Raw genomic sequence first — 23,244 nt, 5'->3', positions numbered from 1 at the left:
CGGGGCGAGCCTTCAATAGGCTGCTCCGGCCTGAACTACCGCGTGCCGTACGCGCACGCGGGCCATGATGAGGTTGAGCTGCCATGGTCCGTCGAACCAAAGAAGAAGCCCAGGAAACCCGTGCCCAGATCATCGAGGCAGCGGAAAAGGCCTTCTACAAGCGCGGGGTTGCGCGAACCACCCTGGCCGACATCGCGCAGCTCGCGGGCGTGACCCGGGGGGCGATCTACTGGCATTTCAACAACAAGGCCGAACTGGTGCAGGCACTGCTGGACAGCCTGCATGAAACCCATGACCACCTGGCCCGTGCCAGCGAAAGCGAGGACGAGCTCGACCCGCTGGGCTGCATTCGCACATTGTTGCTGCAGGTGCTCAACGAGCTGGTGCTCGATGCCAGGACCCGGCGTATCAATGAAATCCTGCACCACAAGTGCGAGTTCACCGATGACATGTGCGAGATCCGCCAGCAACGCCAGAGCGCAGTACTGGATTGCCACCAGGGTATTGCGCTGGCAATGGCCAATGCCGTGCGTCGCGGGCAGTTGCCGGGCGACTTGGACGTGGAGCGTGCCGCGGTCGCCATGTTCGCCTATGTCGACGGCCTGATCGGGCGCTGGTTGCTGTTGCCGGACAGCTTCGACCTGCTGCGCGATGTGGAGAAATGGGTCGACACAGGGTTGGATATGCTGCGCTTGAGCCCTTCGTTACGCAAATGAGACTTTGTTAATGATTGTGATGAAGTGTTTCCCTACTGCATTAAGGGGGCGTTAATACGTTTGGGCGCACAGCGCCCCCAACCGCTCACCGCCCCCGCAACTGCCGATCAGGCATGGCCATTGCCGCAACCAGCCCCAGCAACGAGACCCCGGCACTGATCATCAACAACAGGCGGAAGGTTTCCATCAACCGCGCTTGGGTGATCGGGTCTGGCTCCCCGGCCTTGAGGCTGCCCAGCAGCGGATTGCCAAGCGCCTCGAAACCGCCCTGGTGCAACAAGGCCAGCAACAGGCTGGACATGCACGCCACACCCATCGCCCCGCCCAAAGCACGGAACAGGTTGGTGGTACTGGTGGCCACGCCGATGTCCTTGAGTTCGACCGCGCTCTGGGTGCCGACCAGCGAGGTGGGGAATTGCAAGCCGCAGGCAATGCCGGTCAGCAACATGAACAAGGCGCCGAGCAGGGCCGACTGGGGAGGCGTCAGGGCCATGCCGAGAATCGCCAGTGGCATCAGCACGAAGCCGACCAGGATTTGTGGCCGGTAGCGACCGGTGCGGCTGGTCAGTCGACCGCCGGTGAAGGCCCCCAACGGCAAACCCATGGCCAACGGCAGCAGGTACAGCGCTGCGCTGTCGGCACCGGCGCCGGTGATACTCTGGTAGCGCAACGGCATCAGCATGGTCAGGGAAATCGACTGAAAACTGGCGAAGAAGATCGCACACCAGCACAGCACGGCAGCGCGGTTGCCGAACAGTGTGAGCGGCAGCAGTGGCTCCTGGCAGCGTCGTTCATGGGCAATGAACAACAACAGGCCGAGCAGGGCGCAGGCCAGCAGGGCCAGCACTGGCGACGATGCCCACGGGTGCCCCTGGCCGACCAGGGTGATGCCCAGCAGCAGGCTGCCAAGGCCCAGGATCAGCAACAACGCGCCCAAGTAGTCCACCTGCGCCTCGCGCCGACGTACGGGCATCCCGCCGAGGGCGCGACGGATCGCCCACAAGGCGAACAGGCCCAGCGGCAGGTTGATCCAGAACACCCAGCGCCACGACAGGTATTCGGTCAGCCACCCACCGAGCACGGGGCCAGCGACACTGGCCAGGGCGTACATGCTGCTGAAATACCCTTGGTAGCGGCCCCGTTCGCGGGGCGGGACGAAGTCGCCGATGATCGCCTGGCTTACCGAGACCATACCGCCCGCGCCGACTCCCTGGAGCACGCGCGCCAGCACCAGTTGCTGCATGTCCTGGGCCAGGGCGCAGGCTACCGAGGCCAGGGTGAACAGTGCGGTGCCGGCCAGGATCATGCGCCGACGCCCGTACAGATCGCCAAGCTTGCCGTAGATCGGCACGGCCACGGTCATGGCCACCATGTAGCCGGAAATCACCCACGCCAGCAGGCCGACATCGTTGAACTGCGCCGAAATCGCCGGCATCGACACTGCGACGATGGTCTGGTCCAGGGCACCGAGGAAGATCGCCAGCATCAAGGCGGTGAGGACACTGCGCAGGACAGTGGGGGGCAGGGCGGCAGTCACGAAGTAACCTTGTCGATGTCATTGTCGAAGGGGCGCCAGCGCCGCGCGGCAAGGGGCTGGCCGAGCCCGCATTGTAGCTGAGTTAGGTAGCTCCCTATGTACTATGTGCATCCCCTATGCAAGATCGGCATTGGCGCGTTCATCCAGTAGTGCATGGCTGCGTGATATCGTGACTTCACCGCAGCGGCTGAAATACGGGGTCTGCACCAGCATGGTGCAAGATTTTCCGGTTCTGTTTCCTGTCGTTGTATCCCACACCTTCTATTCCTCTGCCTGCATGTCGAGCATGACCGCCCTGATGGCGACGGTTGGAACAGGTCAGGTAGACCCGATTCAGGGGTCGGTAGTCAGCCCGTTCAAATTTTCCTGTTATTGCGGAGTGATCATGCCCAAGGCTTCCCACCACGATCTGCGTTTTGCCTTCCGCGAACTGCTTGCGTCCGGTTCGTGCTATCACACCGCTTCGGTTTTCGACCCCATGTCGGCACGTATTGCCGCGGACCTCGGCTTCGAAGTCGGTATCCTCGGAGGTTCGGTTGCCTCGCTGCAGGTCCTGGCCGCGCCGGACTTCGCCCTGATCACCCTGAGCGAATTCGTCGAGCAGGCCACCCGTATCGGCCGTGTCGCCCAGTTGCCGGTGATCGCCGATGCCGACCATGGCTACGGCAACGCGCTCAATGTCATGCGTACGGTGATCGAGCTGGAACGCGCCGGCGTTGCTGCGCTGACCATCGAAGACACGCTGCTGCCGGCGCAGTTCGGGCGTAAATCGACCGACCTGATCCCGGTGGAAGAGGGCGTGGGCAAGATTCGTGCGGCCATCGAGGCGCGGGTCGATTCGGCGCTGTCGATCATTGCCCGGACCAACGCTGGCGTGCTGACCACCGAGGAAATCATCGTACGCACCCAGAGCTACCAGAAGGCGGGCGCCGACGGTATCTGCATGGTGGGGGTGAAGGATTTCGACCAGCTCGAGCAGATCGCCGAACACCTGAGCGTGCCGCTGATGCTGGTGAGCTATGGCAACCCGAACCTGCGCGACGACGCGCGCCTGGCGAGCCTCGGCGTACGCATCGTGGTCGATGGCCATGCGGCCTACTTCGCCGCGATCAAGGCCACCTACGACTGCCTGCGCCTGCAGCGTGGGCAACAGAACAAGTCCGAGAACCTCAGCGCCACCGAGCTTTCGCACACCTATACCCAGCCGGAGGAATACATCCGCTGGGCCAAGGAATACATGAGCGTCGAGGAGTGACAGGCCAGGGCGGGCCCGTTGCGGCCCGATCGCCGGCTCGGTACAGCGCCGGCTGATCAGAACGCCTTGTCCCACTCCGGTTCGTCCTGGAACCGCTGCGCCAGGAAGTCCAGCATGCTGCGCAGGGTTGCGGGCATGTGCTTGCGCGAGGTGTACACCGCATTGAGGCTCAGCTCCCGGGGGCGCGCCTGGGGCAGCAGGCGCACCAGCTCGCCACTGCGCAAGGCCGGTGCGGCCTGGTAGGTCGGTAGCATGGCGACCCCGGCACCCGCCAGGGCAGCCTTCTGCAAGGTCATGGCCTCGTTGGCGCTGATGTTGCCCTGCACCGGCACGGCCACGTTTCGCCCATTCACCTCGAACTGCCACAGGCTGTGCCCGAAATAGGCATGGGTCAGGCAATTGTGCCGGCTCAACGCCTCGACCTGTTCGGGCACGCCATGTTCGCGCAGGTAGGCCGGGGCGGCGCACACCACCGAGCGGCACACGGTCAGGCGGCGGGCGATCAGGTTCGGGTCCAGGTCGTTGCTGGTGCGAATCGCCAGGTCGATGCGCTCGTCCACCAGGTTGACCGTGCGATCGAGCATCTGCAGCTCGACCTTCACCCCCGGGTAACGCTTCACATAGTCAGCCACTGCATCCACCAACTGGGCCTGGCCGAACGAGGTGCTGACACTGATACGCAGCTCACCGCGCGGTGCTTCGTCAGGCTGTCGCACGGCGGCCTGCAGATCGCCGGCCAGTTCCAGCAACTGGCGACAGCGGGGCAGGGTTTCCTGGCCGGCGGCGGTAAGGCTGAGCCTGCGCGTGGTGCGCTGCATCAAGCGGGCGCCGACCCACTCTTCCAGCTCGGCCAGATAGCGTGATACCACCGGCCGCGAGAGTTGCAGGTGATCGGCTGCGGCCGACTGGCTGCCCAGGTCGATGACGGTGACGAAGACGCGCATGGCGTTGAGACGGTCCATGATCTGCTCGATTTCAGAAACAAACTATGTCCAAGCATCGCATTTTTTGTGACGAATCTGGCAACTAAGCTGTTGTTCACTTTCCCGCTCACAGGAACAATACGATGTCGTTGATCACCACCCTACGTGGCCTGGCGCTGGCCAGCCTGGCACTGGTCGGCCAGGTACTTGCCGCCGAGCCGCTGCACCTTGAGGTCTACAACCCAGGCCACGAGGCCATCTTCCCGGTCAGCTCGGTGATCGTCAGCGGTGAGCACGATGCCGTGCTGGTCGACGCCCAGTTCGGCAAGGCCCAGGCCGAGCAGTTGGTCCAGCGCCTGCGCGCCAGCGGCAAGCGGTTGACCACCATCTACATCAGCCATGGTGACCCGGACTATTACTTTGGCCTCGACACCCTGGTCCGTGCGTTTCCCCAGGCTCGGGTGGTCGCCTCGGCGCCTACCGTGGCGCATATTCGCAAGACCATGGAGGCCAAGCTGGCCTACTGGGGGCCGAAGATGGGTACCGACAAGCCCGAGCACCTGGTCGTGCCGCAGGTCCTGGACGGCGACCAGCTGGAGCTGGAAGGCCAGGCGCTGGAAGTCGTGGGCCTGGACGGCCCGCAGCCAGAGCGCAGCTTCGTATGGGTTCCTTCGATCAAGGCAGTGGTCGGTGGCGTGGTCGTGGCGGAGCACATCCATGTGTGGATGGCCGACACCCAGACCGCCCAGTCCCATGCCGACTGGCTCAAGACCCTCGAACGTATCGAGCAGCTCGGGCCTCGTACCGTGATCCCTGGCCATTACTTGGGCCAGAGCAGCCGCTCGCTGGAGGCGGTACGTTTCACGGCCGGCTACATCCGAGCCTTCGATGCCGAAACGGCCAAGGCCACCGATGCCGCTGCGCTGGTCAAGGCAATGGAGCGACGCTACCCCGGTCTTGCCGATGGCAGCTCGCTGGAACTCAGTGCCAAGGTGGCCAAGGGGGAAATGGCGTGGTGATCGGGTCTGCCTAGGCAATTGCGGCGCTCGATCTCACAGCCCCCACCTACTCAAGACCAACCCTGCATTTCACTGACAGGCCCGCGCTTCGAGCCAGTCCATCAGTTCGCCCAACCCTGCCGGCATGTGCTTCGAAGGGCTGACCAGGTAATACCCCTTGCCGGTCAGCACCTTCAGCTCGAACGGCATGCACAGCCTGCCACTGCGCAGGTCATCGCCGACCAGGGCCCAGTCGCCGATCGCCACGCCGGTGCCCTGGGCTGCCATGGCCATGGCCATGTCCAGGGTCTCGAAATGTTGACGAGGGCCGTGCGGCACGATCTCGGTTCCCGTGGCCTGCAGCCAGAGCTGCCAGTCATGTTCGTCCCGGGAAGGGTGCAGCAGCATGTGTCGTCCCAGGTCCTGCACGTGGGCCAGGGGCACAGGCCCCTCCAGCAACGACGGCGCACATACCGGGGTCAATTGTTCGTCGAACAGCTTACGCACCTGCAGGCCAGTGTCAGGCGGCGCGCCGTAGACCACTGCGGCATCGAAGCCTTCTCGCCGGAAATCCACGCCGTGCTGGACAGTGGTAGTCAGTTCCACCGGCACATCCGGGCGCAGGGCCTGCCATTCCATCAGCCGTGGCAGCAGCCAGCGCATCACGCATGTCGGCGCCTTCAACTGCAGCGTAGTGCTGCGTCCGCCGACTTCACGCACGCCTTGCTCGATCAACGCGAACACCTGCTGGACCCGGGGCAGCCAGTCCTGGCCTTCGCGGGTCAGGCTCAGGCCACGGGCCTGGCGCAGGAACAACGGATAGCCGAGGTGCTCCTCGAGGCCGGCGATCTGCCGGCTCACCGCGCCTTGGGTAATGTGCAGTTGCTGCGCCGCACGGGTGAAATTGCAGTGCTGGGCGGTGACCAGGAAGGTATGCAGGGCAGGGAGGGGCGGCAGGCGTTTCATTGTCGTGAGCCATGATCCAGGAACATGGCTAGTATGTGTTTTTTTGCATTGTGGCGATAGCTGCGCCTTGCTTCCATGGGCACCTGAACTCAACAAGAACCAGGGTGATTCACAATGGCAACCTGTGGCGAAGTATTGGTCAAACTCCTCGAAGGCTACGGCGTGGACCACGTCTTCGGGATTCCCGGTGTGCATACCGTGGAGCTCTACCGCGGCCTGGCGGGCTCCTCGATCCGGCACATCACGCCGCGCCACGAGCAGGGCGCCGGGTTCATGGCCGATGGTTATGCCCGTACCCGAGGCAAGCCGGGGGTGTGTTTCATCATCACCGGCCCCGGGATGACCAACATCACCACTGCCATGGGCCAAGCCTATGCTGACTCGATTCCCATGCTGGTGATCTCTAGCGTGCAGTCGCGCGACCAGCTCGGTGGTGGGCGCGGCAAGCTGCATGAGCTGCCCAACCAGGGCGCGCTGGTCGGCGGCGTGGCAGCCTTTTCCCATACCCTGATGAGTGCCGACGACCTGCCGCAGGCCCTGGCCCGGGCCTTTGCCGTGTTCGACGGTGCCCGGCCGCGTCCGGTGCATATCGAGATCCCGCTGGACGTGTTGGTCGAGCCGGCCGAGCATCTTCTGCCCAGCCGCCCGGTGCGTACCACACGTGCAGGCGCCTCGCCCTGCATGGTGGCGCTCATGGCCGAACGCCTGGCCCAGGCCCGACGGCCATTGATCCTGGCAGGCGGCGGCGCCCTGGCGGCAGGCCCGGCCCTGGCGGCGCTCGCCGAGCACTTGCAGGCCCCGGTGGCGCTGACGATCAACGCCAAGGGCCTGCTGGCGTCCAGCCACCCGCTGCAGATCGGCTCGACCCAGTCGCTGCCGGCCACCCGAGCCCTGGTCGCCGAGGCTGACGTGGTGCTGGCCATCGGTACCGAGCTGGCTGAGACCGACTACGACGTGACCTTCAAAGGTGGCTTCGAGATTCCTGGCAGCCTGTTGCGCATTGATATCGACCCAGACCAGACCGTGCGCAACTATCTGCCGGAGCTGGCCCTGGTGGCCGATGCCGAGCAAGCGGCCCAGGCGCTGCTCGTCGCCCTGCAAGCGTTGCCTGAGCCTGCTCGAAGCAGCGATTGGGGCGTCGGTCGTGTGGCTCGCCTGCGCCAGAACCTGTCGGCGGGCTGGGACCAGCCGACCTTGAGCCAGACGCGGCTGCTCACTGGAATCCTGGCGGCACTGCCCGACGCGATCCTGGTAGGCGACTCCACCCAGCCGGTGTACACCGGCAACCTGACCCTGGATATGGACAAGCCGCGGCACTGGTTCAACGCCTCGACCGGCTACGGCACCCTAGGCTACGCCTTGCCTGCGGCCATGGGCGCCTGGCTTGGCAGCGCGGAGCGTGCCGATGAACGTGCTCCGACGGTGTGCCTGATCGGCGATGGCGGCTTGCAGTTCACCCTGCCTGAGCTGGCCAGCGCAGTGGAAGCACAGGTGCCGCTGATCGTGCTGCTGTGGAACAACCAGGGGTACGAAGAAATCAAGAAGTACATGGTCAACCGGGCCATCGAGCCGGTGGGTGTGGATATCCATACGCCGGACTTCATCGCAGTGGCCCAGGCCTTGGGCGCTGCGGCGCAGCAGGTAGGAGATGTGGCGCAGTTGCAGGCCGCTTTGAAGCAGGCGGTGGAGCGCCGGGGGCCGACGTTGATCCAGGTCGACCAGGCCCAGTGGCAGGCGGCAGTCGCGGGCTGAGGTGCCATCTTGTTGGAGCGGGTGAACCCGCTCCCACAGAGGCAGCATTGGCCGCCTGTTCTCTGCGAGACAGCGCAGCCCGAAGGGCTGGGTAAATATCCCACGGGGCCTGCAAGATTCGGGGTCAGCCCGTGTTGCCGCGTAACCGCGCCACATCACGGATCGGCGGTGCGCCATACAACCGGCTGTATTCACGGCTGAACTGCGAAGGGCTTTCATAGCCCACCCGATACCCGGCCACCGCTGCTTCCAGCCCGTCATTGAGCATCAGCCGCCGCGCCTCCTGCAGGCGCAGTTGCTTCTGGTACTGCAAGGGGCTCATCGAAGTCACGGCCTTGAACCTGTGGTGCAGCGTCGAGGTGCTCAGGTTGACCTCCCGCGCCAGCTCCTCGATGCGCAAGGGCAAGTGGTAGTGATGCTTCAGCCAGGTGATGGCCTGGCTCACGCGGTGGGTCTGGCTGTTGGCCAGGGCGATTTCGTACAGGCGATGGCCCTGGGGGCCGCGCAGCAATCGATACAGGATCTCGCGGCGGATCAGCGGCGCCATGACTGAGATATCCCGGGGCGTATCGAGCAGGCGCATCAGGCGAATCAAGGCATCGAGCAGCTGCGGGTCGCTCTTTTCCACGTACAGGCCTCGGCCAGAAGGCAAATTGGGTACCAGCATCGGCCCGCTTTCGGCGATCAGCTGGCTGATCTGGGTCGGGTCGATATCCAGGCGCAGGCCCAGGGTGGGGTTTTCCGGACTGGCATCCAGGCGTACGGCGCTGATCGGCAGGGTCACCGACACTACCATGTAGTGCAGCGGGTCGTAGGCGTATTGCTCATCGCCCAGGAACAGGCTCTTGCTGCCTTGGGCCAGGATGCACAGGGCGGGCTGGGCCAGGGTCGGCATCGAGCGGATATTCTCGCGATAGGCCGTGGGGTACAGGTCGTCGATGGCCGAGGGCGGGCCATGAGGCTCGCCGGCATGGCGCAGGATCAAGCCGGCCAGTTCCTGGCGCTGCGCTTCCAATGCGGGGTCGATGGGCATGGGCGGTTCCTCTTCTGACCGACGCAGCATAGGTTTGGGCAAGGGTAGGCGCTAGTCGAAAGCTGCACCTCGATTGCCTGATCCTGTCGCGCGGCAGGATCAGGCAATCGGGCGGCAGTAATCGCCTAACCACGCACGAGGGCGAGCGCCTAACCTTGGCAGCCTGGTTTCATTGCCCCTCGTTCATGGAGATCGATCATGACCCTGCCACAACCGGTCACACACCTGGCTTTCATCCGCGCCAGCAATGGTCGCTCGGCAGAGCTGGGCGCGCGCCTTCGTGATCTGCTGGAACCTTCGTTGCGGGCGCCGGGTTGCCTGAGCTTCGTCGTGCAGCAATCCCAGGCCGATGGCGATCTCTGGCTGCTCAGCGGCAGCTGGCGCGACCAGCAGGCGATGAGCGGCTATTTCGCGTCACCCACCCTGGATGTCTTCGGTGAGCTGGTGCAGGCCCAGGTGGTCAGCAGCCTGGACCTGCACACCTTCGCCTGATGTCCCGTCGTCACCGTGATGGGTGGGGTAGAATGCCGCCCTTTGTTCACACCACGGATTTGCACGATGGCACGTAGAGAGTTTCCTCGTTTCGAAGCGGTTTCGGCGATGGTTCCCGTCGAAGGTGGCGGCTATAGCGCGGCAATCGCCGTGAAGGGGCTGGGCGCCGCTGGCGCGCCGCGCTTTCACAAGGTGCTCGAGGGTCAGGTGTTCAAGAGCGCGGTGGCGGCCGATGAGGCCGCCTGTGCCGAGCTTGCACGCCTGCAGGGCGTCGGCGAGGAAGGCGAGTTGCTCTGGTGATCAGCCGTTGACCTGGGGCCGGGCCATCTTGAACAGGTTGCCCAGCTCGAAATAGTCCGCCGGGCCGCCGCCGCGCAGGATCGGCTCGGCTGCCGCAGTGTCGTAGATGCCATCCTTGAGCAGATGCTCGGCGATATGCACCGCGACCACCTCACCTAGAATCAACCAACTGGGCACCGGTGCCTGGTCGGCGCGTTTGAGCTGGACGATTTGACTCACCTTGCATTCGAAGGCCACCGGGCTTTCGGCTACGCGCGGCACTTGGACCACACGCGAAGCGTTCGGGGTCAGGCCGCTGAGCACGAACTCATCCACATCCGCAGCCACGGCCGCGCAGCTCTGGTTCATCTGCTCGGCCAGCGGGCGGGTCGCCAGGTTCCAGACGAATTCGCCGGTTTGTTCGATATTGTTCAGGCTGTCTTTGCGCCCGACGCTGCAGAAACCGATGATCGGGGGAATGTAGTTGAAGGCATTGAAGAAGCTGTAGGGCGCGAGGTTCAGGCGACCTTCGGCATCCTGTGAGGAGATCCAGCCGATGGGCCGTGGGCCGACGATGGCATTGAAGGGGTCGTGGGGCAGGCCGTGGCCTTTGGCGGGTTCGTAGTAATACATCTGCGCAAGGCCTGTGGGCCTTTCCTGTGTGTGGACGAGGCGCCTAGTGTGCCAAGGCTTGGCCTGGCTGGAAATGATCGAGCCCGGCCGAAGCCGGGCTGGGTACGCATTTTCAGTGATCAGCTGAAGCGGTGGGCGTTGGTGCGGTCGAAGCCGTTTTCCGCGAAACGCTGTGCGCCAGTGCGGTCGAAGCCGTCTTCAGCGAAGCGTTGGCCGCCAGTGCGGTCGAAGCCGTCTTCAGCGAAGCGCTGTGCGCCGGTGCGGTCGAAACCATCTTCTGCATAAGTGGCCGACTGGGTAGGGACGGCGTTGAAGCTGTGGGCGTTGGTACGGTCGAAACCGTCTTCGGCGAATGCACCGGTAGCCAGTGCCGACAGAGCCAGGGTCAGGATCAGTTTGCTTTTCATGGTCGTTGCTCCAGTGGAATCGTGGGGTTGTTTGTTTCTATGGATTCAATGCTACGCCGATTAAATCGATTAAAAAGCGCAAATATCCGAGCTTAATAATCGTTTTTTTAGATGTGTTAAGGCGCATGAGCAGCCTGCTTCCAGTCAGGCCCGGTCACGGCCCGCCTTGAACCCAAGTGAAACGTTTTTGACCCTTCAAGCGTGCCGCGCGGGAATTAATGCCGGGTTAAATGAAACCTTCCGGGGCTTCGCCCTGCATCGCGGGACAGAGGGATAAAAAAAGGGCGCCCCGTCAGATGGGGCGCCCTTTTTTGCTGCGGTACTTACTGGGGATCAGTCAGTCACGATCCGCGAGTGCTTGGCGGTGTCCTTCATGGTGGCGTACACCAGCAGCGAACAGGCGATGCAGGCGGTGACGTACCAGTAGAAGCCGGTCTCCATGCCATGGCTCTTGAACCACAGGGCGACGTACTCGGCAGTACCGCCGAAGATCGACACGGTCAATGCGTAGGGCAGGCCGACGCCCAGGGCGCGGATCTCGGTGGGGAACAGCTCGGCCTTGACCACGGCGTTGATCGAGGTATAGCCGCTGACGATGATCAGCGCCGCCATGATCAGGAAGAAGGCGCCCCACCAGGTCTGCACGGTGTGCAGGGTGCTCAGGATCGGCACGGTGAATAGGGTGCCCAGCACACCGAAGGCGATCAGGATCGGGCGGCGACCGATCTTGTCGGACAGCCCGCCGATCACCGGCTGCAAGCACATGAACAGGAACAGCGTGGCCGCCGAGATGGTGGTCGAGTCGCTGATGCTCATGCCCACGGTGTTGACCAGGTACTTCTGCATGTAGGTGGTGTAGGTGTAGAAGGCCAGGGTGCCGCCCATGGTCAGGCCGACCACGGTCATCAGCTCCTTGGGATGGCGCAGCAGGGTACGCATCAGGCTTTCCTTGGATTTCTCCTTCTTGGTGAAGGAGCTGGTCTCTTCCATGCCACGACGCAGGTACAGGGCGACCACCGCGCACAGCGCGCCGATCACGAAGGGCACGCGCCAGCCCCAGGCATACAGCTGCTCGGTGGTGAGGGTCTGCTGTAGGATGATCAGCACCGCCAGCGCGATGAGCTGGCCGGAGATCAGTGTCACGTACTGGAAGCTGGAGAAGAACCCACGACGGTCCTTGCTGGCCATTTCGCTGAGGTAGGTGGCGGAGGTGCCGTACTCACCACCTACCGACAGGCCCTGCATCAGGCGCGCCAGTACCAGCAGGATCGGCGCGGCGACGCCGATGGTCTCGTAGCCCGGGGTCAGGGCGATGACCAGGGAGCCGGCGCACATCAGCAGCACCGAGGCCATCAGCGCGGCCTTGCGGCCCTTGCGGTCGGCATACAGGCCCATCAACCAGCCACCGATCGGGCGCATGAGAAAGCCCACGGCGAAGATGGCAGCAGTGTTGAGCAATTGTGCGGTGGTGTCGCCAGCCGGGAAGAAGGCCTTGGCGAAGTACAGCGAGAACGCGGCGTAGACATACCAGTCGTACCATTCGACCATGTTGCCGATGGAACCACTGAAGATCGACTTGAGGCGGCTGGCGGTGGTTTTTTCCGCGGCGGGCACGGTGGCCGCCCCGGTGGGCAGGGTGCTGGCGTTATCCATCAGGGGATACCTTCTCGTTGTTTTTGTGGAGCGCGCCTGGGCGCGGCTTGAGAAGGCGATTGCAGAAGGTGTGCCAAATAGGGGCGAGGCGGTCCAGAAAGGGGCGCTACGCAGCCTATCGCGGCTCAAAGCCCCGAAACTCAGGCATTCACGCCCCCCTTGTAGGAGCGGGCTTGCCCCGCGATGGGCTGCGCGGCAGCCCCAATTCATCAGGGCAAATAAGCAAGATCTTGCTCATCCATCTCGAGCAATAGGCAAGAATCCGCCTATTCGCGCTCGAGAAAATCCTCCCGCACCAACCCGTGCCGCTGCATCTTCTCGTTCAAGGTACGCCTTGGCAGTTGCAGGGTTTCCATCACCGCTTTGATTTCACCCTTGTGCTGGCGCAGTGCTGCGCGCAGGCACTGGGCTTCGAACGCCTCCATCTGCCCGGCCAGGGATTGTCCGTCCGACGCTGCTTCGACGTTGGGCGCGTCCAGCCCCAGGGCATGGCGCTCGGCGGCATTGGCCAGCTCGCGGACATTGCCCGGCCAGTCATGGGCCAGCAGCCGCGCCAGTTGCACGCCCGCAAGGGGCGGCGCGGTGCGGCCCAGGCGTTCGGCCGCAGCTCGGGCGAAATGCTCGAACAGCAAGGGGATGTCTTCGCGCCGCTCGCGCAAGGGGGCCAGGCGCAGCTCGGCGACGTTCAGGCGGTAGGCCAGGTCTTCGCGGAACCGCCCGGCCCGAGCCTCTTCCAAGAGGTCCGGCTTGGTCGCGGCGATGATCCGCAGATCAACGCTGATGCTCTGGTTGGCGCCGAGGCGCTCCAGCTTCTGCTCCTGGATCACGCGCAGCAACTTGGCCTGCTGGGCCAGGGGCATGCTTTCGATTTCGTCCAGAAATACCGTGCCGCCATTGGCGTATTCCAGCTTGCCGATACGCTTGCCCTGGGCGCCGGTGAAGGCGCCGCTTTCGTGGCCGAACAGCTCGGCCTCGAACAGCGACTCGGGGATCGCTGCGCAATTGAGGGCCACGAACGGTTTGTCGGCACGCGGGCCGAAGTCGTGCAGGCAACGGGCGACGCGTTCCTTGCCGCTGCCGGTTTCACCGCGGATCAGCACGTTCACCGGCAGGTTGGCCAGGTCCAGGACTTGGCGGCGCAAGTGCTGCAGGCCCTGGGACATGCCCAGCAAGGTGCCTTCCAGGCGCGACTTGAGGTCGGCCTGTTGATGCAGGCGTCGGTTCTCCAGTACCAGTTGGCGCTTTTCCAGCGCGCGGCGCAGGCTGCCCAGCAGGGTCTGCGGGGTGAAGGGTTTTTCCAGGAAGTCGTAGGCACCGCTGCGCATGGCTTCGACCGCCATGGGCACATCGCCGTGGCCGGTGAGCAGGATCACCGGCAGGTCCGGGTCCTGTGCCTGCAGCCGCTCGAGCAGCTGCAGGCCATCGATGCCTGGCATGCGTACATCGCTGACGACCACCCCAGGGAAATGCGCCGGCAAGTGCGCCAGGCACTCCTCGGCACGGGCGAACAGCTGGACGCTGAAGCCGCTCAGGCTCAGCCACTGTTCCACTGCGGTACGGATACTGGCTTCGTCATCGACGACGATCACCGAATTCAACATACAGGCTCCTGGTCGCGGGGCAGGGTGAAGCTCAGGCGGGCACCGCCCGGTAGGTTCTCGGCCTGCAACTGGCCGCCGGCCTCCTGGACGATGCCATAGGAGATCGCCAGGCCCAGACCAAGTCCTTCACCCACCGGCTTGGTGGTGAAGAAGGGGTCGAAGACCTTGATCAGGTCCGCCTTGGGGATGCCGCCGCCGGAGTCGAGCACGCTCAGCCGCCAATGGCCGTTGTCGGCTTCTATGCGGATCTCCAGGCGTTTGTAGCGTTTATCGGCCATGGCGTCGAGGGCATTGCGCAGCAGGTTGATCAGCACCTGCTCGAGGCGGATCGCGTCGCCGCGGACCCAGGCCGGGCGCGCCAGGTACTGCGCGACCTCGACGCCCTCGTCGCGGATGCGCGCTTCGAGCAGGTGCAGGGCCTGATCGACCACGGTCGCCAGGTCCAGGCGCTCGCGCAGGCCGCCCGGGCTGTTGCGGGCGAAAGTCTTCAGGTGCCCGGTCAGCGCTGCCATGCGCTTGAGCATCTGCTCGAGGGGCTCCAGGGCGCGACGGGCCTCGTCGATACGGCCATGGTCGAGCAGCAGGCGCAGGGTTTCCAGTTGCATGCGCTGGGTGGTCAGGGGTTGGTTGATTTCATGGGCCAGGGCCGCCGACATCTGCCCCAGCGCTGCCAGTTTGGTCGATTGCACCAGGCCCTCCTGGGCGGTACGCAGCTCACGGGTGCGTTCCTCCACCAGGCGCTTGAGGTCGTCGCGGCTGCGCTTGCGCAAGCGGTCCAGGCGCAAGCGCTGGCTGACGAAGAGTGCGGCGAACACCAAGGTCAGCCAGATGGCCGCGGCGGCCAGGGCGGCGTTGCGCCCGTCAGCACTGACCTGGGGTTTGCGCAGCAGGTGCAGGGTCCAGCCTTCGGCGTCCAGCGGCAGGCTTTCCCACAAATAGTCGGCGGTGCCTTCCGGGCCCTGTACACGGCTCAGCCGGCTGTTGTCGTCGAAATGGCTCAGCACCTGGTGTTGCAGGGGCACCAGAGGCTGCTTGTCATACTGCCGGGTTTCGGCCAGTTCGGCGCGGTCGGCGCTGGAAATCGGTTGCAGTTCGCGGTAGCGCCAGCCGTCCTGGTTGGCAATGAAGGTGATGCCGCGGGCGTCGCTGACCAGCAGGATGTCACTGCCCTGGCGCCATTCGCGCTCGAGCTCGGGGAATTCCAGCTTGACCACCATCGCCCCGAGGAAACGCCCATGCTCGTCGTTGACCGCGCTGGCCAGGAAGTATCCCGGCACGCCGCTGGTGACGCCGACCGCATAGAAGCGGCCGCTGCCGTGGGTGCGGGTCTGCTTGAAGTAGGGGCGAAAGCCGTAGTTGGAGCCCACGTAGGTGGTCGGCAGGCGCCAGTTGCTGGCGGCGATGGCGAGGCCAGTACGGTCGAGCAGCTCGAGGGTCGAGGAGTTGGCGGCGCCGTTGATGCGCTCGAGCTTGCGGTTGAGGGCCTCCTGCACGTGCGCGCTGACCGGGCCGCGCAGGGCGGCGATCAGCTCCGGGTCCAGCGCCAGGACGGCCGGCAGGGCGCGGTAGCGTTCGATCAGGGTGTGCAGGGCATTGGCGTACAGGGTCAGCTGCTGGCTGGCCCGGCGGGCGTCGGTCGCCATGGCCTGGCGCTTGGCCTGGTGCATCGCCCAACCGGCGCTGAGCGCGGTGCCGACGAGGATCACCAGGACGATCATGGCCAGGCGCAGGGTTCGGAGGGAAAAAAGCATGAGGCGGGTCCTTGGCCTGTGCGGGTATTCGATCGATGATTGTCGGTGCTGGCCTCATCGCGGGACAACGCAGGCCTGGCTGATTGTGCGAGGCCTGTGGGTTTACGGGTTTTGTGCTCTGTATGATCGCCCAGCCCAAGGGGGCTGGGTAATCGCCTACAGCAACTCGAAGCTCTGCTGCTGCACCGCCTCGGAGTCCAGGCCGACCTGGACGTTGAACTGCCCAGGCTCTGCGACGCGTTGCAACTGGCCATTGTAGAACTTCAGGTCATCCTCGCTGATGCGGAAGGTCAAGGTCCGCGACTCACCGGCCTTGAGCATCAGTTTCTGGAAGTTCTTCAGCTCCTTGACCGGGCGACTCATGGACGCGCTGACATCCTGCAGGTACAGCTGCACTACCGTCTCGCCGTCGCGTTTACCGGTGTTCTTCACCGTTACCTTGGCCTCGAGCGTACCGCCACGCTTGAGCTGCTGGCTGCCCAGGGTCAGACCCGAAAGTTCGAAGCTGCTGTAGCTCAGGCCATAGCCGAACGGGTAGAGCGGACCGTTGGGCTCCTCGAAGTATTGCGAGGTGTAGTTGCCCGGCTTGCCCGGCGTATAGGGCCGACCGATGCGCAGATGGTTGTAGTACATCGGGATCTGCCCGACCGAGCGCGGGAAGGTGATGGCCAGCTTGCCGGACGGGTTGTAGTCGCCGAACAGCACATCGGCGATGGCATTGCCGCCTTCGGTGCCGCTGAACCAGGTCTCGAGCAGGGCGTCCGCCTGCTCGCGTTCCCAGGCCAGGGACAGCGGGCGACCATTCATCAGCACCAGCACCAGGGGTTTGCCGGTGGCCTTCAGCGCCTTGATCAGGTCGCGCTGTACCTTGGGAATTTCCAGGGTGGTGCGGCTGGAAGACTCGTGGGACATACCACGCGATTCCCCGACCACGGCCACCACCACGTCGGACTGCCTGGCGGCCTTCACCGCCTCGTCGATCAGTACGGCGGCGGGGCGTGGGTCGTCGACGATCTCGGGCGCGGCGAAGTTGAGGAAGTTCAGGTAGTCGAACATGGCCTTGTCGCCGGTCACGTTCGAACCCTTGGCATAGACCAGCTTGGCCTTGCCCGCCAGGGCGCGGCGCAGGCCTTCGCGCACGGTCACCGAGTGCTCCGGTTTGCCGTCGGCAGCCCAGCTGCCCATCATGTCGATCGGAGCATCGGCCAGCGGGCCGACCAGGGCGATGGTGCCGGCCTTCTTCAGCGGCAGGGTCTGGTCACGGTTCTCCAGCAGCACCAGGCTGCGGCGCGCCACGTCGCGGGCTGCCTCGCGGTGCAGGCGGTTTTCGGCGTAGTAGTCGGCAACGTCGCTCTCGGGCTTGCCGATGCGCACGTACGGGTCCTTGAACAGACCCATGTCGTACTTGGCACCGAGCACTTCGCGCACCGCCTGGTCCAGCTCGGCCTGGGTCACTTCGCCGGACTTCAGCAGGCCCGGCAGCTCTTCGCCATAGAGCGTGTCGTTCATGCTCATGTCGATGCCGGCCTTGATCGCCAGCTTCGCGGCCTCGCGGCCATCCTGGGCCACGCCATGGCGGATCAGCTCCTGGATGGCGCCGTGGTCGCTGATGGTCACGCCCTTGAACCCCCACTCCTTGCGCAGCAGGTCGTTCATCAGCCAGGTGTTGGAGGTGGCCGGCACGCCATTGATGGAGTTCAGCGCCACCATCACCCCGCCTGCGCCCGCCTCGAGGCTGGCGCGGTAGGGCGGCAGGTAGTCGTTGTACATCTTCGGCAGGCTCATATCGACCGTGTTGTAGTCGCGCCCGCCTTCCACCGCACCGTACAGGGCGAAGTGCTTGACGATGGCCATGATGCTGTCGGGGTTGGCTGGGCTCGAGCCCTGGAACGCCTTGACCATCACCTGGCCGATCTTCGAGGTGAGGTAGGTATCCTCGCCGAAGCCTTCGCTGGTACGGCCCCAGCGCGGGTCGCGGGCGATGTCGACCATCGGCCCGAAGGTCATGTCCAGGGAGTCGGCCGCGGCCTCGATCGCCGAGGTACGGCCAACCTTGGCGATGGCGTCCATGTCCCAGGTCGCCGCCAGGCCCAGGCCGATCGGGAAGATCGTGCGCTCGCCGTGGATGGTGTCGTAGGCGAAGAACATCGGGATCTTCAGGCGGCTGCGCATGGCAGCGTCCTGCATCGGCCGGTTCTCCGGTGCCGTGCGCGAGTTGAAGGTGCCGCCGATGCGCCCGGCGGCGATCTCCTCGCGGATCTTCTCGCGGGGCATTTCCGGCCCGATGCTGATAAGGCGAAGCTGGCCGATCTTCTCGGCTTCGGTCATCTGGCCGATCAGGTGTTCGATGAATGCCTGCTTGTCCTGCAGGGGTGGTGCGGAGGGAGCGGCCAGGGCCGCCTGACTGGCAAGGCCCATGGCCAGGCCCAGCAAACACAGTTTCATCATGAATTCCGTTGTCGAGGCCTGTGCCGTATCCACGGTGATACGCGCGTGGCCGAGTTCTTTGGCGGCTGTTCTTGTAGGGTTCGCCGGGCGTTTCTTGGCCGATCCGCCCTGCAGGGTCCAATGCAGCGGCGGATTATGCCTCATCTGGGGCGTGTCATGAGATACACTCCCGCCGACCGGCTACCGGGACAACAACTATAAGAACGACCGAGAGACCCAGGGCATGACTGTTTTCAACGAATATGAACAGCGCCAGATCGCCGAGGCCATCGCCCGCGCCGAGCAGCGCACCGATGCGGAGCTGGTGACCGTGCTGGCGCGTCGCGCCGACGACTACGCCTACCTGCCTTTGTTGTGGGCCGCATTGTTGGCCCTGGCGATACCTGGCCTCGCACGCCTGGCCTTGGGCTGGCCGGATATCCGCACCTTGCTGGTGGCGCAGATGGTTACCTTCGTCATCCTCTGTCTTTTGCTGCGTAACCCACGCTTGGCCAGCTGCCTGGTGCCGCGCCTGTTGCGCCAGCGCCGTGCGTCGGGCCTGGCCCGGCAGCAGTTTCTGGAGCTGAACCTGCAACGCACCGCCGGCGCGACGGGGGTGCTGATCTTCGTCAGCGAAGCGGAGCGCCACGTGGAGATCCTGGTGGACGAAGGCATCGCCCGCCATCTACCGGAGCAGGCCCGCGAGGCGCTCGTCGCGCGCTTCACCGAGCAGGTGCGCCAGGGGCAGACCCTGCAAGGCTTCGTCGAGTGCATCGAGGCGTGCGGCGAATTGTTCAGTGAACATGTGCCGCCGACCTTCGCGCGCAACGAACTGCCCAATCGCCTGGTGATTCTCGACTAGCCGCGTCTATCGAGAAACCCTTCGCGCAGGCCAGGCATCGACGTAGAATGCCCGCCATTGCGCGTTGCGCTTCCCGCATTTCGAGGCACCCGATTCCCATGTCCGCCACACCTTCCGCCACCACCGCGCCGGATGCGCGTGCCCAGTTCCTTGGCCTTCTGGCCGATGCCCTGCACAGGGGCAGCTTGGCCAAGCTGGTGCTGGCGCGCCATGTCGGCGCCGACCAGACCTTGCAGCGCATCATCGCCAAGCCCGTGGTGGTCAAGGGCCAGCCGTGCCTGTCGCTGGTCTACCGTCACCAGACCCGCGACATCACTCGCAACCTGCCGTTGGATCAGGCCCAGGCACTGGTAGCCGATCTGCTGCCGGAAAGCTTTCGCAATGCCCACCTGTTCAGCGCCGAGGGCGAGGTGCAGCTGGGCTTCAGCAAGAAAGGCAAGCCAATGCTCCAGCGCCATGTCGCCCAGCCGGCCCGTGAACAGGCAGGCGCGGCCCACGACCGGGAGAAGAAGCGCTACCTGGAGCTGTCGCGACCCTTCCTGCGCGACCTGGGGGTGACCGATGCCCAAGGCGCGCTGATTCCGTCGATGTCGCGCAAATGGAAGCAGATCAACAAGTTCATCGAGGTCTTCGACCATGCCCTGGCCAGCGCGTCGCTGGCTGCGGACCAGCTGCTGCGGGTGGCGGACTTCGGTTCTGGCAAGGGCTACCTGACCTTCGCCATGCACGACTACCTGCGCAACACCTTGGCCCGTGACGCCCAGGTGACCGGCGTCGAACTGCGCCAGGACATGGTCGATCTGTGCAATGCCGCCGCCGCGCGCCTGGAGCACCCGGGCCTCGACTTCCAGTGCGGCGATGTGCGCAGTGTGGTGCCGGAGGCCATCGAAGTGATGATTGCCCTGCACGCTTGCGACATCGCCACCGACTACGCCATCCATACCGGCATCCGCTGCAACGCCGCGATCATCATGTGCTCGCCGTGCTGCCACAAGCAGATCCGCCCGCAGTTGCACAGCCCGGGGCTGCTGCAGCCGATGCTGCAGTATGGCCTGCACCTCGGCCAGCAGGCCGAGATGCTCACCGACAGCCTGCGCGCGCTCTATCTGGAAGCTTGCGGGTACGAAACCAAGGTGTTCGAGTTCATTTCGTTGGAGCACACCAACAAGAACAAGATGATCCTGGCGGTCAAGCGCCGGCAGCCGGTGGACAACCGCGCGCTGCTGGAGAAGATCGGGCAGCTCAAGGCGTTCTACGGCGTGCAGGAGCATTGCCTGGAGACATTGTTACGCCAGGATGGGTTGATTGCGGCGTGACGGCTGGGCCTGCTCTGCAGCCCTGTGGGAGCGGGCTTGTCCCGCGATAGGGGCGCGTAGCGGCCCCATGCGCACTCAGCGCTGGCGAGCACGCTCCACCGGCACCTCGATCGCCAGTTCAGAACTACCCAGGGGATGGCTGCTGGCATCGAAGAAATGCAGCGCCGTTTCCGGCATGTCGGCAAACCGCTGAACGAAATGCTGCTTCTGGTTGATGACCGACGCTTCGCTCAACGGCCGGATGGCGATCGATAAATGCCGTGGCCGCGCCTGGCGGATGGCATCGAGCAGGTGCTGGTCGCTGGCGTCCAGGTGTTGGCCGAACAGGCACAGGCCCTCGCGTTCCCTGGCCAGTTGGCCCAACCCCCATGACAGATAGTCAGACGCGCGGATGGCTCGCAGTTTTTCGTCGCTGCGGCCCTCGTTGACGAACAGCGGCACCTCGCCGGGAATGTTCACGGCAAAGCCATCGAGCAGCTCCGTGCATTCGGCGCTGCGCTGGCGCGTGGTGCCGTCGGGCAGCTTGAGCAGGTGCAGGCCACCGTGCAGGTGGACGACCCGGGTACCTTCGCCTGAGGTGCGGCGCACATCGAAGAAGCCCTGTTCGTCGAACAGCGCGGCGAAGCCTTCGGGCGCTTGCTGCAGGGCCCAGGGCAGCACCAGGTCATAGTTGCTGGTGTAGACGTTGCGATAGTCGCGCAGGGCCTGGTTGATCGTCGCCAGCGTATCGCCCGGCACCCGCGCCCAAGGCACGTGTACCGCGCGTATGGCGTGGATCAGGGCTTCCTTGATCGAGTAGTAGCGGTTCAGCGGTGCGGTGGAATTGATCGCCAATGCGGCATTGGCACGCACGGTGGTGTTGAGGGTGCTCAGTACCGGCTCGAACAGCTCGGTACCCAGGGCCTTGAACAGCGCCTGGTCGCTTACGCCGAGCGCCTTGTGACGGACCCGTTGCGCCTCCTCGAACAACGAGAAGTAGCCGAACGGCTTCCACAAGGCGCGGCTGGCGCCGTTGCCCAGCAGCAGGGCAGAACAGGGGTGGCGGTCGTTGAGCACCTGCCAGGCGGGCAAGTGGGCATCGAGAGCGGGCATGATGAGTCCATTGGGCTGGGCGGGAAACGCGGGGACTTTAGCATGCCGGGCATGTTGTGCGGGACAGCCTCCGTGCATCCGTCCGGCCCGGTAGCTCAATGGGACAAGGCTTTGAGCACATGTTCGGGATCGTTGTGTATCGCCCTCAGTAGCGCCTTGGCTGCGCCGGTAGGTTCCCGGCGTCCTTGCTCCCAGTTACGCAGTGTCGCAACCTGAACATCGATCATCTCTGCGAAACGTGCCTGTGAAAGGCCAGTGGCCTTGCGTATGTTTCTCACTTGCAGGGCATCGATTTCGAAGATGCGAGAAGGTTTGCGGGTACCTTGTACAATCTCGTCCATCTGTTGGACGCTTTCCATCAGCTCGTCGAAGAATCTACTCATGACCGCTTCCAGTTTTCGATGATCGTTCTCAATGCGCTGCGTTTGGCGCTGGACAACTCCTGCTCTTCGTTCTTGGGGTAGATGTAGAGCATGGCCAGTTGCGAGGCGGATACGAAGTGGTAATAGATAACCCTGGCTCCGCCACGTGTTCCATGGCCTTTGCTGCGACACGAATCTTGCGTAATCCGCCTGTACGCTCGATGAGGTCACCTGCTTCGGGCGTGCCCATTAGTTTCAATTGCAACGCAGGTTAGGCCTCGTCATCGAGCAGGCTTTTTACGCGTTTGGTGAACACTGGCGTTTCGATGAAAAGCATAGCATGGCATACGTCATTGGCGTAGTGCCTGGCATGTCAGCGCTACAGGAATGGAGAGCAGAAGACTATCTGTCTTGCGTCATCCCCCTGAATAAGAAGCGCTCCTGCAAGTACGTAGGTCATTTCCTCACGGATGCGGGGAACCCCGCTCCCATAGGCGTTGTGCTTGCTGCATGTGCTCTGTATGGCAACGCATCCTAAGGGGCAGGTCATCGTCCTGCAAATGACCCTCCGCCCCTGTAGATGCGGCTGCAATCACGCCACGCGCTGGTTCAGCCGCCCGCGGGTGATGGCCTTGATCTGGTTCAGCGCATAGTCCAGTTCGAACGGTGTCTCGCGGGCCACGCGGTTTTCCAGTTCGAAGAAGATTCCGGCCTTGGTGTAGTGGCGTACGCAGATGATGAAGGGGAAGCCGTGGCGCTCGCGGTACTGGCGGTTCATCCGTTGCAGGTGCGCTTCCTCGTCCTGGGACAAGGCATCCAGGCCGGCGCTGGTCTGCTCGTCGACCGAGGCGTTGGTCAGCCCGCCACCGCGCACGGCCTCGGCGGAGAGTTCCGGGTGGCGATCGAAGAAGGCCTTTCGCGCCTCGATGTCGCGGGCGCGAATGCTCGCCATCATGGCGTCGTGCAGCGAGGCCACCGAGGCGAACGGCCGGGCGTTCCAGGCATCCTCGGCCACATCGGGCGAGTGCTCGAAGATATCGCCGAGGGCCTGGATGAACTGTGCCTTGTCCATCGCGTTGATCGCGGCGAGGCTGGTGGCATGCGGTTGGGGCTGGGACATGGTCGTTGAATCCTGGGAAGCCAAAACGAGGCCCGAGTATAGGAACGCCGTTTTCGACTCCGACAGGTG

General features: G+C 64.2%; 21 protein-coding genes and 1 pseudogene. 8 read left to right on the top strand and 14 right to left on the bottom strand.

Translation table 11 applies throughout. The features are described from left to right. Positions 1-83: 83 nt before the first annotated feature. The gene (gene ttgR, locus AC1MHZ_RS09540) at positions 84-716 is read left to right on the top strand and encodes an efflux transport transcriptional regulator TtgR (RefSeq protein ID WP_084855863.1); all 633 of its coding nucleotides are present in this window, start codon (positions 84-86) and stop codon (positions 714-716) included. A gap of 85 nt (positions 717-801) precedes the next feature. Here ttgR and AC1MHZ_RS09535 read toward each other — a convergent pair whose 3' ends face one another. Continuing rightward, positions 802-2,253, bottom strand: a complete 1,452-nt coding sequence (locus tag AC1MHZ_RS09535; protein ID WP_482966293.1) for an MDR family MFS transporter — start codon at positions 2,251-2,253, stop codon at positions 802-804. A gap of 385 nt (positions 2,254-2,638) precedes the next feature. Here AC1MHZ_RS09535 and AC1MHZ_RS09530 point away from each other — a divergent pair, with 385 nt between their 5' ends. Further along, the gene (locus AC1MHZ_RS09530) at positions 2,639-3,508 is read left to right on the top strand and encodes an isocitrate lyase/PEP mutase family protein (protein WP_084855865.1); all 870 of its coding nucleotides are present in this window, start codon (positions 2,639-2,641) and stop codon (positions 3,506-3,508) included. A gap of 56 nt (positions 3,509-3,564) precedes the next feature. Here AC1MHZ_RS09530 and AC1MHZ_RS09525 read toward each other — a convergent pair whose 3' ends face one another. Then, positions 3,565-4,470: a LysR family transcriptional regulator gene (locus AC1MHZ_RS09525; protein WP_084855866.1), complete on the bottom strand. Its 906-nt coding sequence runs from the start codon at positions 4,468-4,470 to the stop codon at positions 3,565-3,567. A gap of 104 nt (positions 4,471-4,574) precedes the next feature. On the opposite strand from AC1MHZ_RS09525, the gene AC1MHZ_RS09520 reads away from it, so the two are divergent. Continuing rightward, complete coding sequence (locus AC1MHZ_RS09520) at positions 4,575-5,450, top strand: MBL fold metallo-hydrolase (protein WP_084855867.1); 876 nt, start codon at positions 4,575-4,577, stop codon at positions 5,448-5,450. Positions 5,451-5,519: 69 nt separating this feature from the next. Here the strand turns inward: AC1MHZ_RS09520 and AC1MHZ_RS09515 are convergent, their stop codons facing one another. Further along, positions 5,520-6,395: a LysR substrate-binding domain-containing protein gene (locus tag AC1MHZ_RS09515; RefSeq protein WP_084855868.1), complete on the bottom strand. Its 876-nt coding sequence runs from the start codon at positions 6,393-6,395 to the stop codon at positions 5,520-5,522. A gap of 114 nt (positions 6,396-6,509) precedes the next feature. Between AC1MHZ_RS09515 and AC1MHZ_RS09510 the strand changes: the two genes are divergently transcribed. Further along, positions 6,510-8,147 (top strand): 5-guanidino-2-oxopentanoate decarboxylase, encoded by a 1,638-nt coding sequence (locus AC1MHZ_RS09510; protein ID WP_482966292.1) that lies wholly within the window; start codon positions 6,510-6,512, stop codon positions 8,145-8,147. Positions 8,148-8,271: 124 nt separating this feature from the next. On the opposite strand, the gene AC1MHZ_RS09505 is transcribed toward AC1MHZ_RS09510, so the two are convergent. Then, a complete protein-coding gene (locus AC1MHZ_RS09505) occupies positions 8,272-9,180 on the bottom strand; it encodes an AraC family transcriptional regulator (RefSeq protein ID WP_084855870.1) in 909 nt (302 codons plus the stop codon). A 198-nt stretch (positions 9,181-9,378) separates the two neighbouring features. Between AC1MHZ_RS09505 and AC1MHZ_RS09500 the strand changes: the two genes are divergently transcribed. Both AC1MHZ_RS09500 and AC1MHZ_RS09495 read left to right on the top strand, forming a co-directional pair. After that, a complete protein-coding gene (locus AC1MHZ_RS09500; protein WP_084855871.1) occupies positions 9,379-9,672 on the top strand; it encodes a putative quinol monooxygenase in 294 nt (97 codons plus the stop codon). 66 nt (positions 9,673-9,738) lie between these two features. Continuing rightward, positions 9,739-9,972, top strand: coding sequence for a hypothetical protein (locus tag AC1MHZ_RS09495; RefSeq protein WP_084855872.1), 234 nt, complete (start codon positions 9,739-9,741; stop codon positions 9,970-9,972). Here AC1MHZ_RS09495 and AC1MHZ_RS09490 read toward each other — a convergent pair whose 3' ends face one another. The 6 genes from AC1MHZ_RS09490 to bglX form a co-directional block, all read right to left on the bottom strand. Next, the gene (locus AC1MHZ_RS09490; protein WP_084855873.1) at positions 9,973-10,584 is read right to left on the bottom strand and encodes a flavin reductase family protein; all 612 of its coding nucleotides are present in this window, start codon (positions 10,582-10,584) and stop codon (positions 9,973-9,975) included. Between the two features lie 119 nt (positions 10,585-10,703). Continuing rightward, entirely contained in the window at positions 10,704-10,991 is a 288-nt protein-coding gene (locus AC1MHZ_RS09485; protein WP_084855874.1) for a hypothetical protein, read from the bottom strand. A gap of 333 nt (positions 10,992-11,324) precedes the next feature. Further along, positions 11,325-12,644 carry an MFS transporter gene (locus AC1MHZ_RS09480; protein ID WP_084855875.1) on the bottom strand — a complete coding sequence of 440 codons (1,320 nt, stop codon included), beginning with the start codon at positions 12,642-12,644 and terminating at the stop codon, positions 11,325-11,327. A gap of 266 nt (positions 12,645-12,910) precedes the next feature. Then, the gene (locus AC1MHZ_RS09475) at positions 12,911-14,245 is read right to left on the bottom strand and encodes a sigma-54-dependent transcriptional regulator (RefSeq protein WP_084855876.1); all 1,335 of its coding nucleotides are present in this window, start codon (positions 14,243-14,245) and stop codon (positions 12,911-12,913) included. After that, entirely contained in the window at positions 14,239-15,996 is a 1,758-nt protein-coding gene (locus tag AC1MHZ_RS09470) for an ATP-binding protein (protein ID WP_084855877.1), read from the bottom strand. Before AC1MHZ_RS09470 ends, AC1MHZ_RS09475 begins: the two co-directional genes overlap by 7 nt. 156 nt (positions 15,997-16,152) lie before the next feature. Further along, positions 16,153-18,444, bottom strand: coding sequence for a beta-glucosidase BglX (bglX, locus tag AC1MHZ_RS09465; RefSeq protein ID WP_368829539.1), 2,292 nt, complete (start codon positions 18,442-18,444; stop codon positions 16,153-16,155). A gap of 223 nt (positions 18,445-18,667) precedes the next feature. On the opposite strand from bglX, the gene AC1MHZ_RS09460 reads away from it, so the two are divergent. Both AC1MHZ_RS09460 and AC1MHZ_RS09455 read left to right on the top strand, forming a co-directional pair. Continuing rightward, positions 18,668-19,285, top strand: a complete 618-nt coding sequence (locus AC1MHZ_RS09460) for a TPM domain-containing protein (RefSeq protein WP_084855880.1) — start codon at positions 18,668-18,670, stop codon at positions 19,283-19,285. Between the two features lie 98 nt (positions 19,286-19,383). Further along, positions 19,384-20,601 carry a class I SAM-dependent methyltransferase gene (locus tag AC1MHZ_RS09455; protein WP_482966291.1) on the top strand — a complete coding sequence of 406 codons (1,218 nt, stop codon included), beginning with the start codon at positions 19,384-19,386 and terminating at the stop codon, positions 20,599-20,601. Positions 20,602-20,676: 75 nt separating this feature from the next. Here the strand turns inward: AC1MHZ_RS09455 and AC1MHZ_RS09450 are convergent, their stop codons facing one another. The 4 genes and pseudogenes from AC1MHZ_RS09450 to uraD all read right to left on the bottom strand — a co-directional run bounded on the left by AC1MHZ_RS09450 (position 20,677) and on the right by uraD (position 23,175). After that, on the bottom strand, positions 20,677-21,693 hold the full coding sequence (locus tag AC1MHZ_RS09450) for a DUF4917 family protein (protein ID WP_084855883.1): 1,017 nt from the start codon (positions 21,691-21,693) through the stop codon (positions 20,677-20,679). Between the two features lie 95 nt (positions 21,694-21,788). Beyond that, positions 21,789-22,076, bottom strand: coding sequence for a NadS family protein (gene nadS, locus AC1MHZ_RS09445; RefSeq protein ID WP_084855885.1), 288 nt, complete (start codon positions 22,074-22,076; stop codon positions 21,789-21,791). Next, positions 22,073-22,305: pseudogene (locus AC1MHZ_RS09440) on the bottom strand (type II toxin-antitoxin system RelE/ParE family toxin). The gene nadS and the pseudogene AC1MHZ_RS09440 overlap by 4 nt, the downstream one beginning before the upstream one ends. A gap of 342 nt (positions 22,306-22,647) precedes the next feature. Beyond that, positions 22,648-23,175 carry a 2-oxo-4-hydroxy-4-carboxy-5-ureidoimidazoline decarboxylase gene (uraD, locus tag AC1MHZ_RS09435; RefSeq protein WP_084855887.1) on the bottom strand — a complete coding sequence of 176 codons (528 nt, stop codon included), beginning with the start codon at positions 23,173-23,175 and terminating at the stop codon, positions 22,648-22,650. Between the last annotated feature and the right edge of the window lie 69 nt (positions 23,176-23,244).

It is taken from the genome of Pseudomonas sp. FA-1 (assembly GCF_056856075.1).
The sequence above is the reverse complement of the archived record's forward strand: the minus strand, read 5'-3'. Positions and strand labels throughout refer to the sequence as shown.

Excerpts from the sequence above, each read along its gene's own strand:
- AC1MHZ_RS09530 (WP_084855865.1), top strand. The coding sequence starts at position 2,639 with ATGCCCAAGGCTTCCCACCACGATCTGCGTTTTGCCTTCCGCGAACTG.
- AC1MHZ_RS09520 (WP_084855867.1), top strand. The coding sequence starts at position 4,575 with ATGTCGTTGATCACCACCCTACGTGGCCTGGCGCTGGCCAGCCTGGCA.
- AC1MHZ_RS09460 (WP_084855880.1), top strand. The coding sequence starts at position 18,668 with ATGACTGTTTTCAACGAATATGAACAGCGCCAGATCGCCGAGGCCATC.
- AC1MHZ_RS09495 (WP_084855872.1), top strand. The coding sequence starts at position 9,739 with ATGGCACGTAGAGAGTTTCCTCGTTTCGAAGCGGTTTCGGCGATGGTT.
- AC1MHZ_RS09510 (WP_482966292.1), top strand. The coding sequence starts at position 6,510 with ATGGCAACCTGTGGCGAAGTATTGGTCAAACTCCTCGAAGGCTACGGC.
- AC1MHZ_RS09455 (WP_482966291.1), top strand. The coding sequence starts at position 19,384 with ATGTCCGCCACACCTTCCGCCACCACCGCGCCGGATGCGCGTGCCCAG.
- AC1MHZ_RS09475 (WP_084855876.1), bottom strand. The coding sequence starts at position 14,245 with ATGTTGAATTCGGTGATCGTCGTCGATGACGAAGCCAGTATCCGTACC.
- bglX (WP_368829539.1), bottom strand. The coding sequence starts at position 18,444 with ATGATGAAACTGTGTTTGCTGGGCCTGGCCATGGGCCTTGCCAGTCAG.
- AC1MHZ_RS09480 (WP_084855875.1), bottom strand. The coding sequence starts at position 12,644 with ATGGATAACGCCAGCACCCTGCCCACCGGGGCGGCCACCGTGCCCGCC.
- AC1MHZ_RS09525 (WP_084855866.1), bottom strand. The coding sequence starts at position 4,470 with ATGGACCGTCTCAACGCCATGCGCGTCTTCGTCACCGTCATCGACCTG.
- AC1MHZ_RS09505 (WP_084855870.1), bottom strand. The coding sequence starts at position 9,180 with ATGCCCATCGACCCCGCATTGGAAGCGCAGCGCCAGGAACTGGCCGGC.
- AC1MHZ_RS09450 (WP_084855883.1), bottom strand. The coding sequence starts at position 21,693 with ATGCCCGCTCTCGATGCCCACTTGCCCGCCTGGCAGGTGCTCAACGAC.
- AC1MHZ_RS09490 (WP_084855873.1), bottom strand. The coding sequence starts at position 10,584 with ATGTATTACTACGAACCCGCCAAAGGCCACGGCCTGCCCCACGACCCC.
- AC1MHZ_RS09500 (WP_084855871.1), top strand. The coding sequence starts at position 9,379 with ATGACCCTGCCACAACCGGTCACACACCTGGCTTTCATCCGCGCCAGC.
- AC1MHZ_RS09515 (WP_084855868.1), bottom strand. The coding sequence starts at position 6,395 with ATGAAACGCCTGCCGCCCCTCCCTGCCCTGCATACCTTCCTGGTCACC.
- uraD (WP_084855887.1), bottom strand. The coding sequence starts at position 23,175 with ATGTCCCAGCCCCAACCGCATGCCACCAGCCTCGCCGCGATCAACGCG.
- nadS (WP_084855885.1), bottom strand. The coding sequence starts at position 22,076 with ATGAGTAGATTCTTCGACGAGCTGATGGAAAGCGTCCAACAGATGGAC.
- AC1MHZ_RS09470 (WP_084855877.1), bottom strand. The coding sequence starts at position 15,996 with ATGCTTTTTTCCCTCCGAACCCTGCGCCTGGCCATGATCGTCCTGGTG.
- AC1MHZ_RS09485 (WP_084855874.1), bottom strand. The coding sequence starts at position 10,991 with ATGAAAAGCAAACTGATCCTGACCCTGGCTCTGTCGGCACTGGCTACC.
- ttgR (WP_084855863.1), top strand. The coding sequence starts at position 84 with ATGGTCCGTCGAACCAAAGAAGAAGCCCAGGAAACCCGTGCCCAGATC.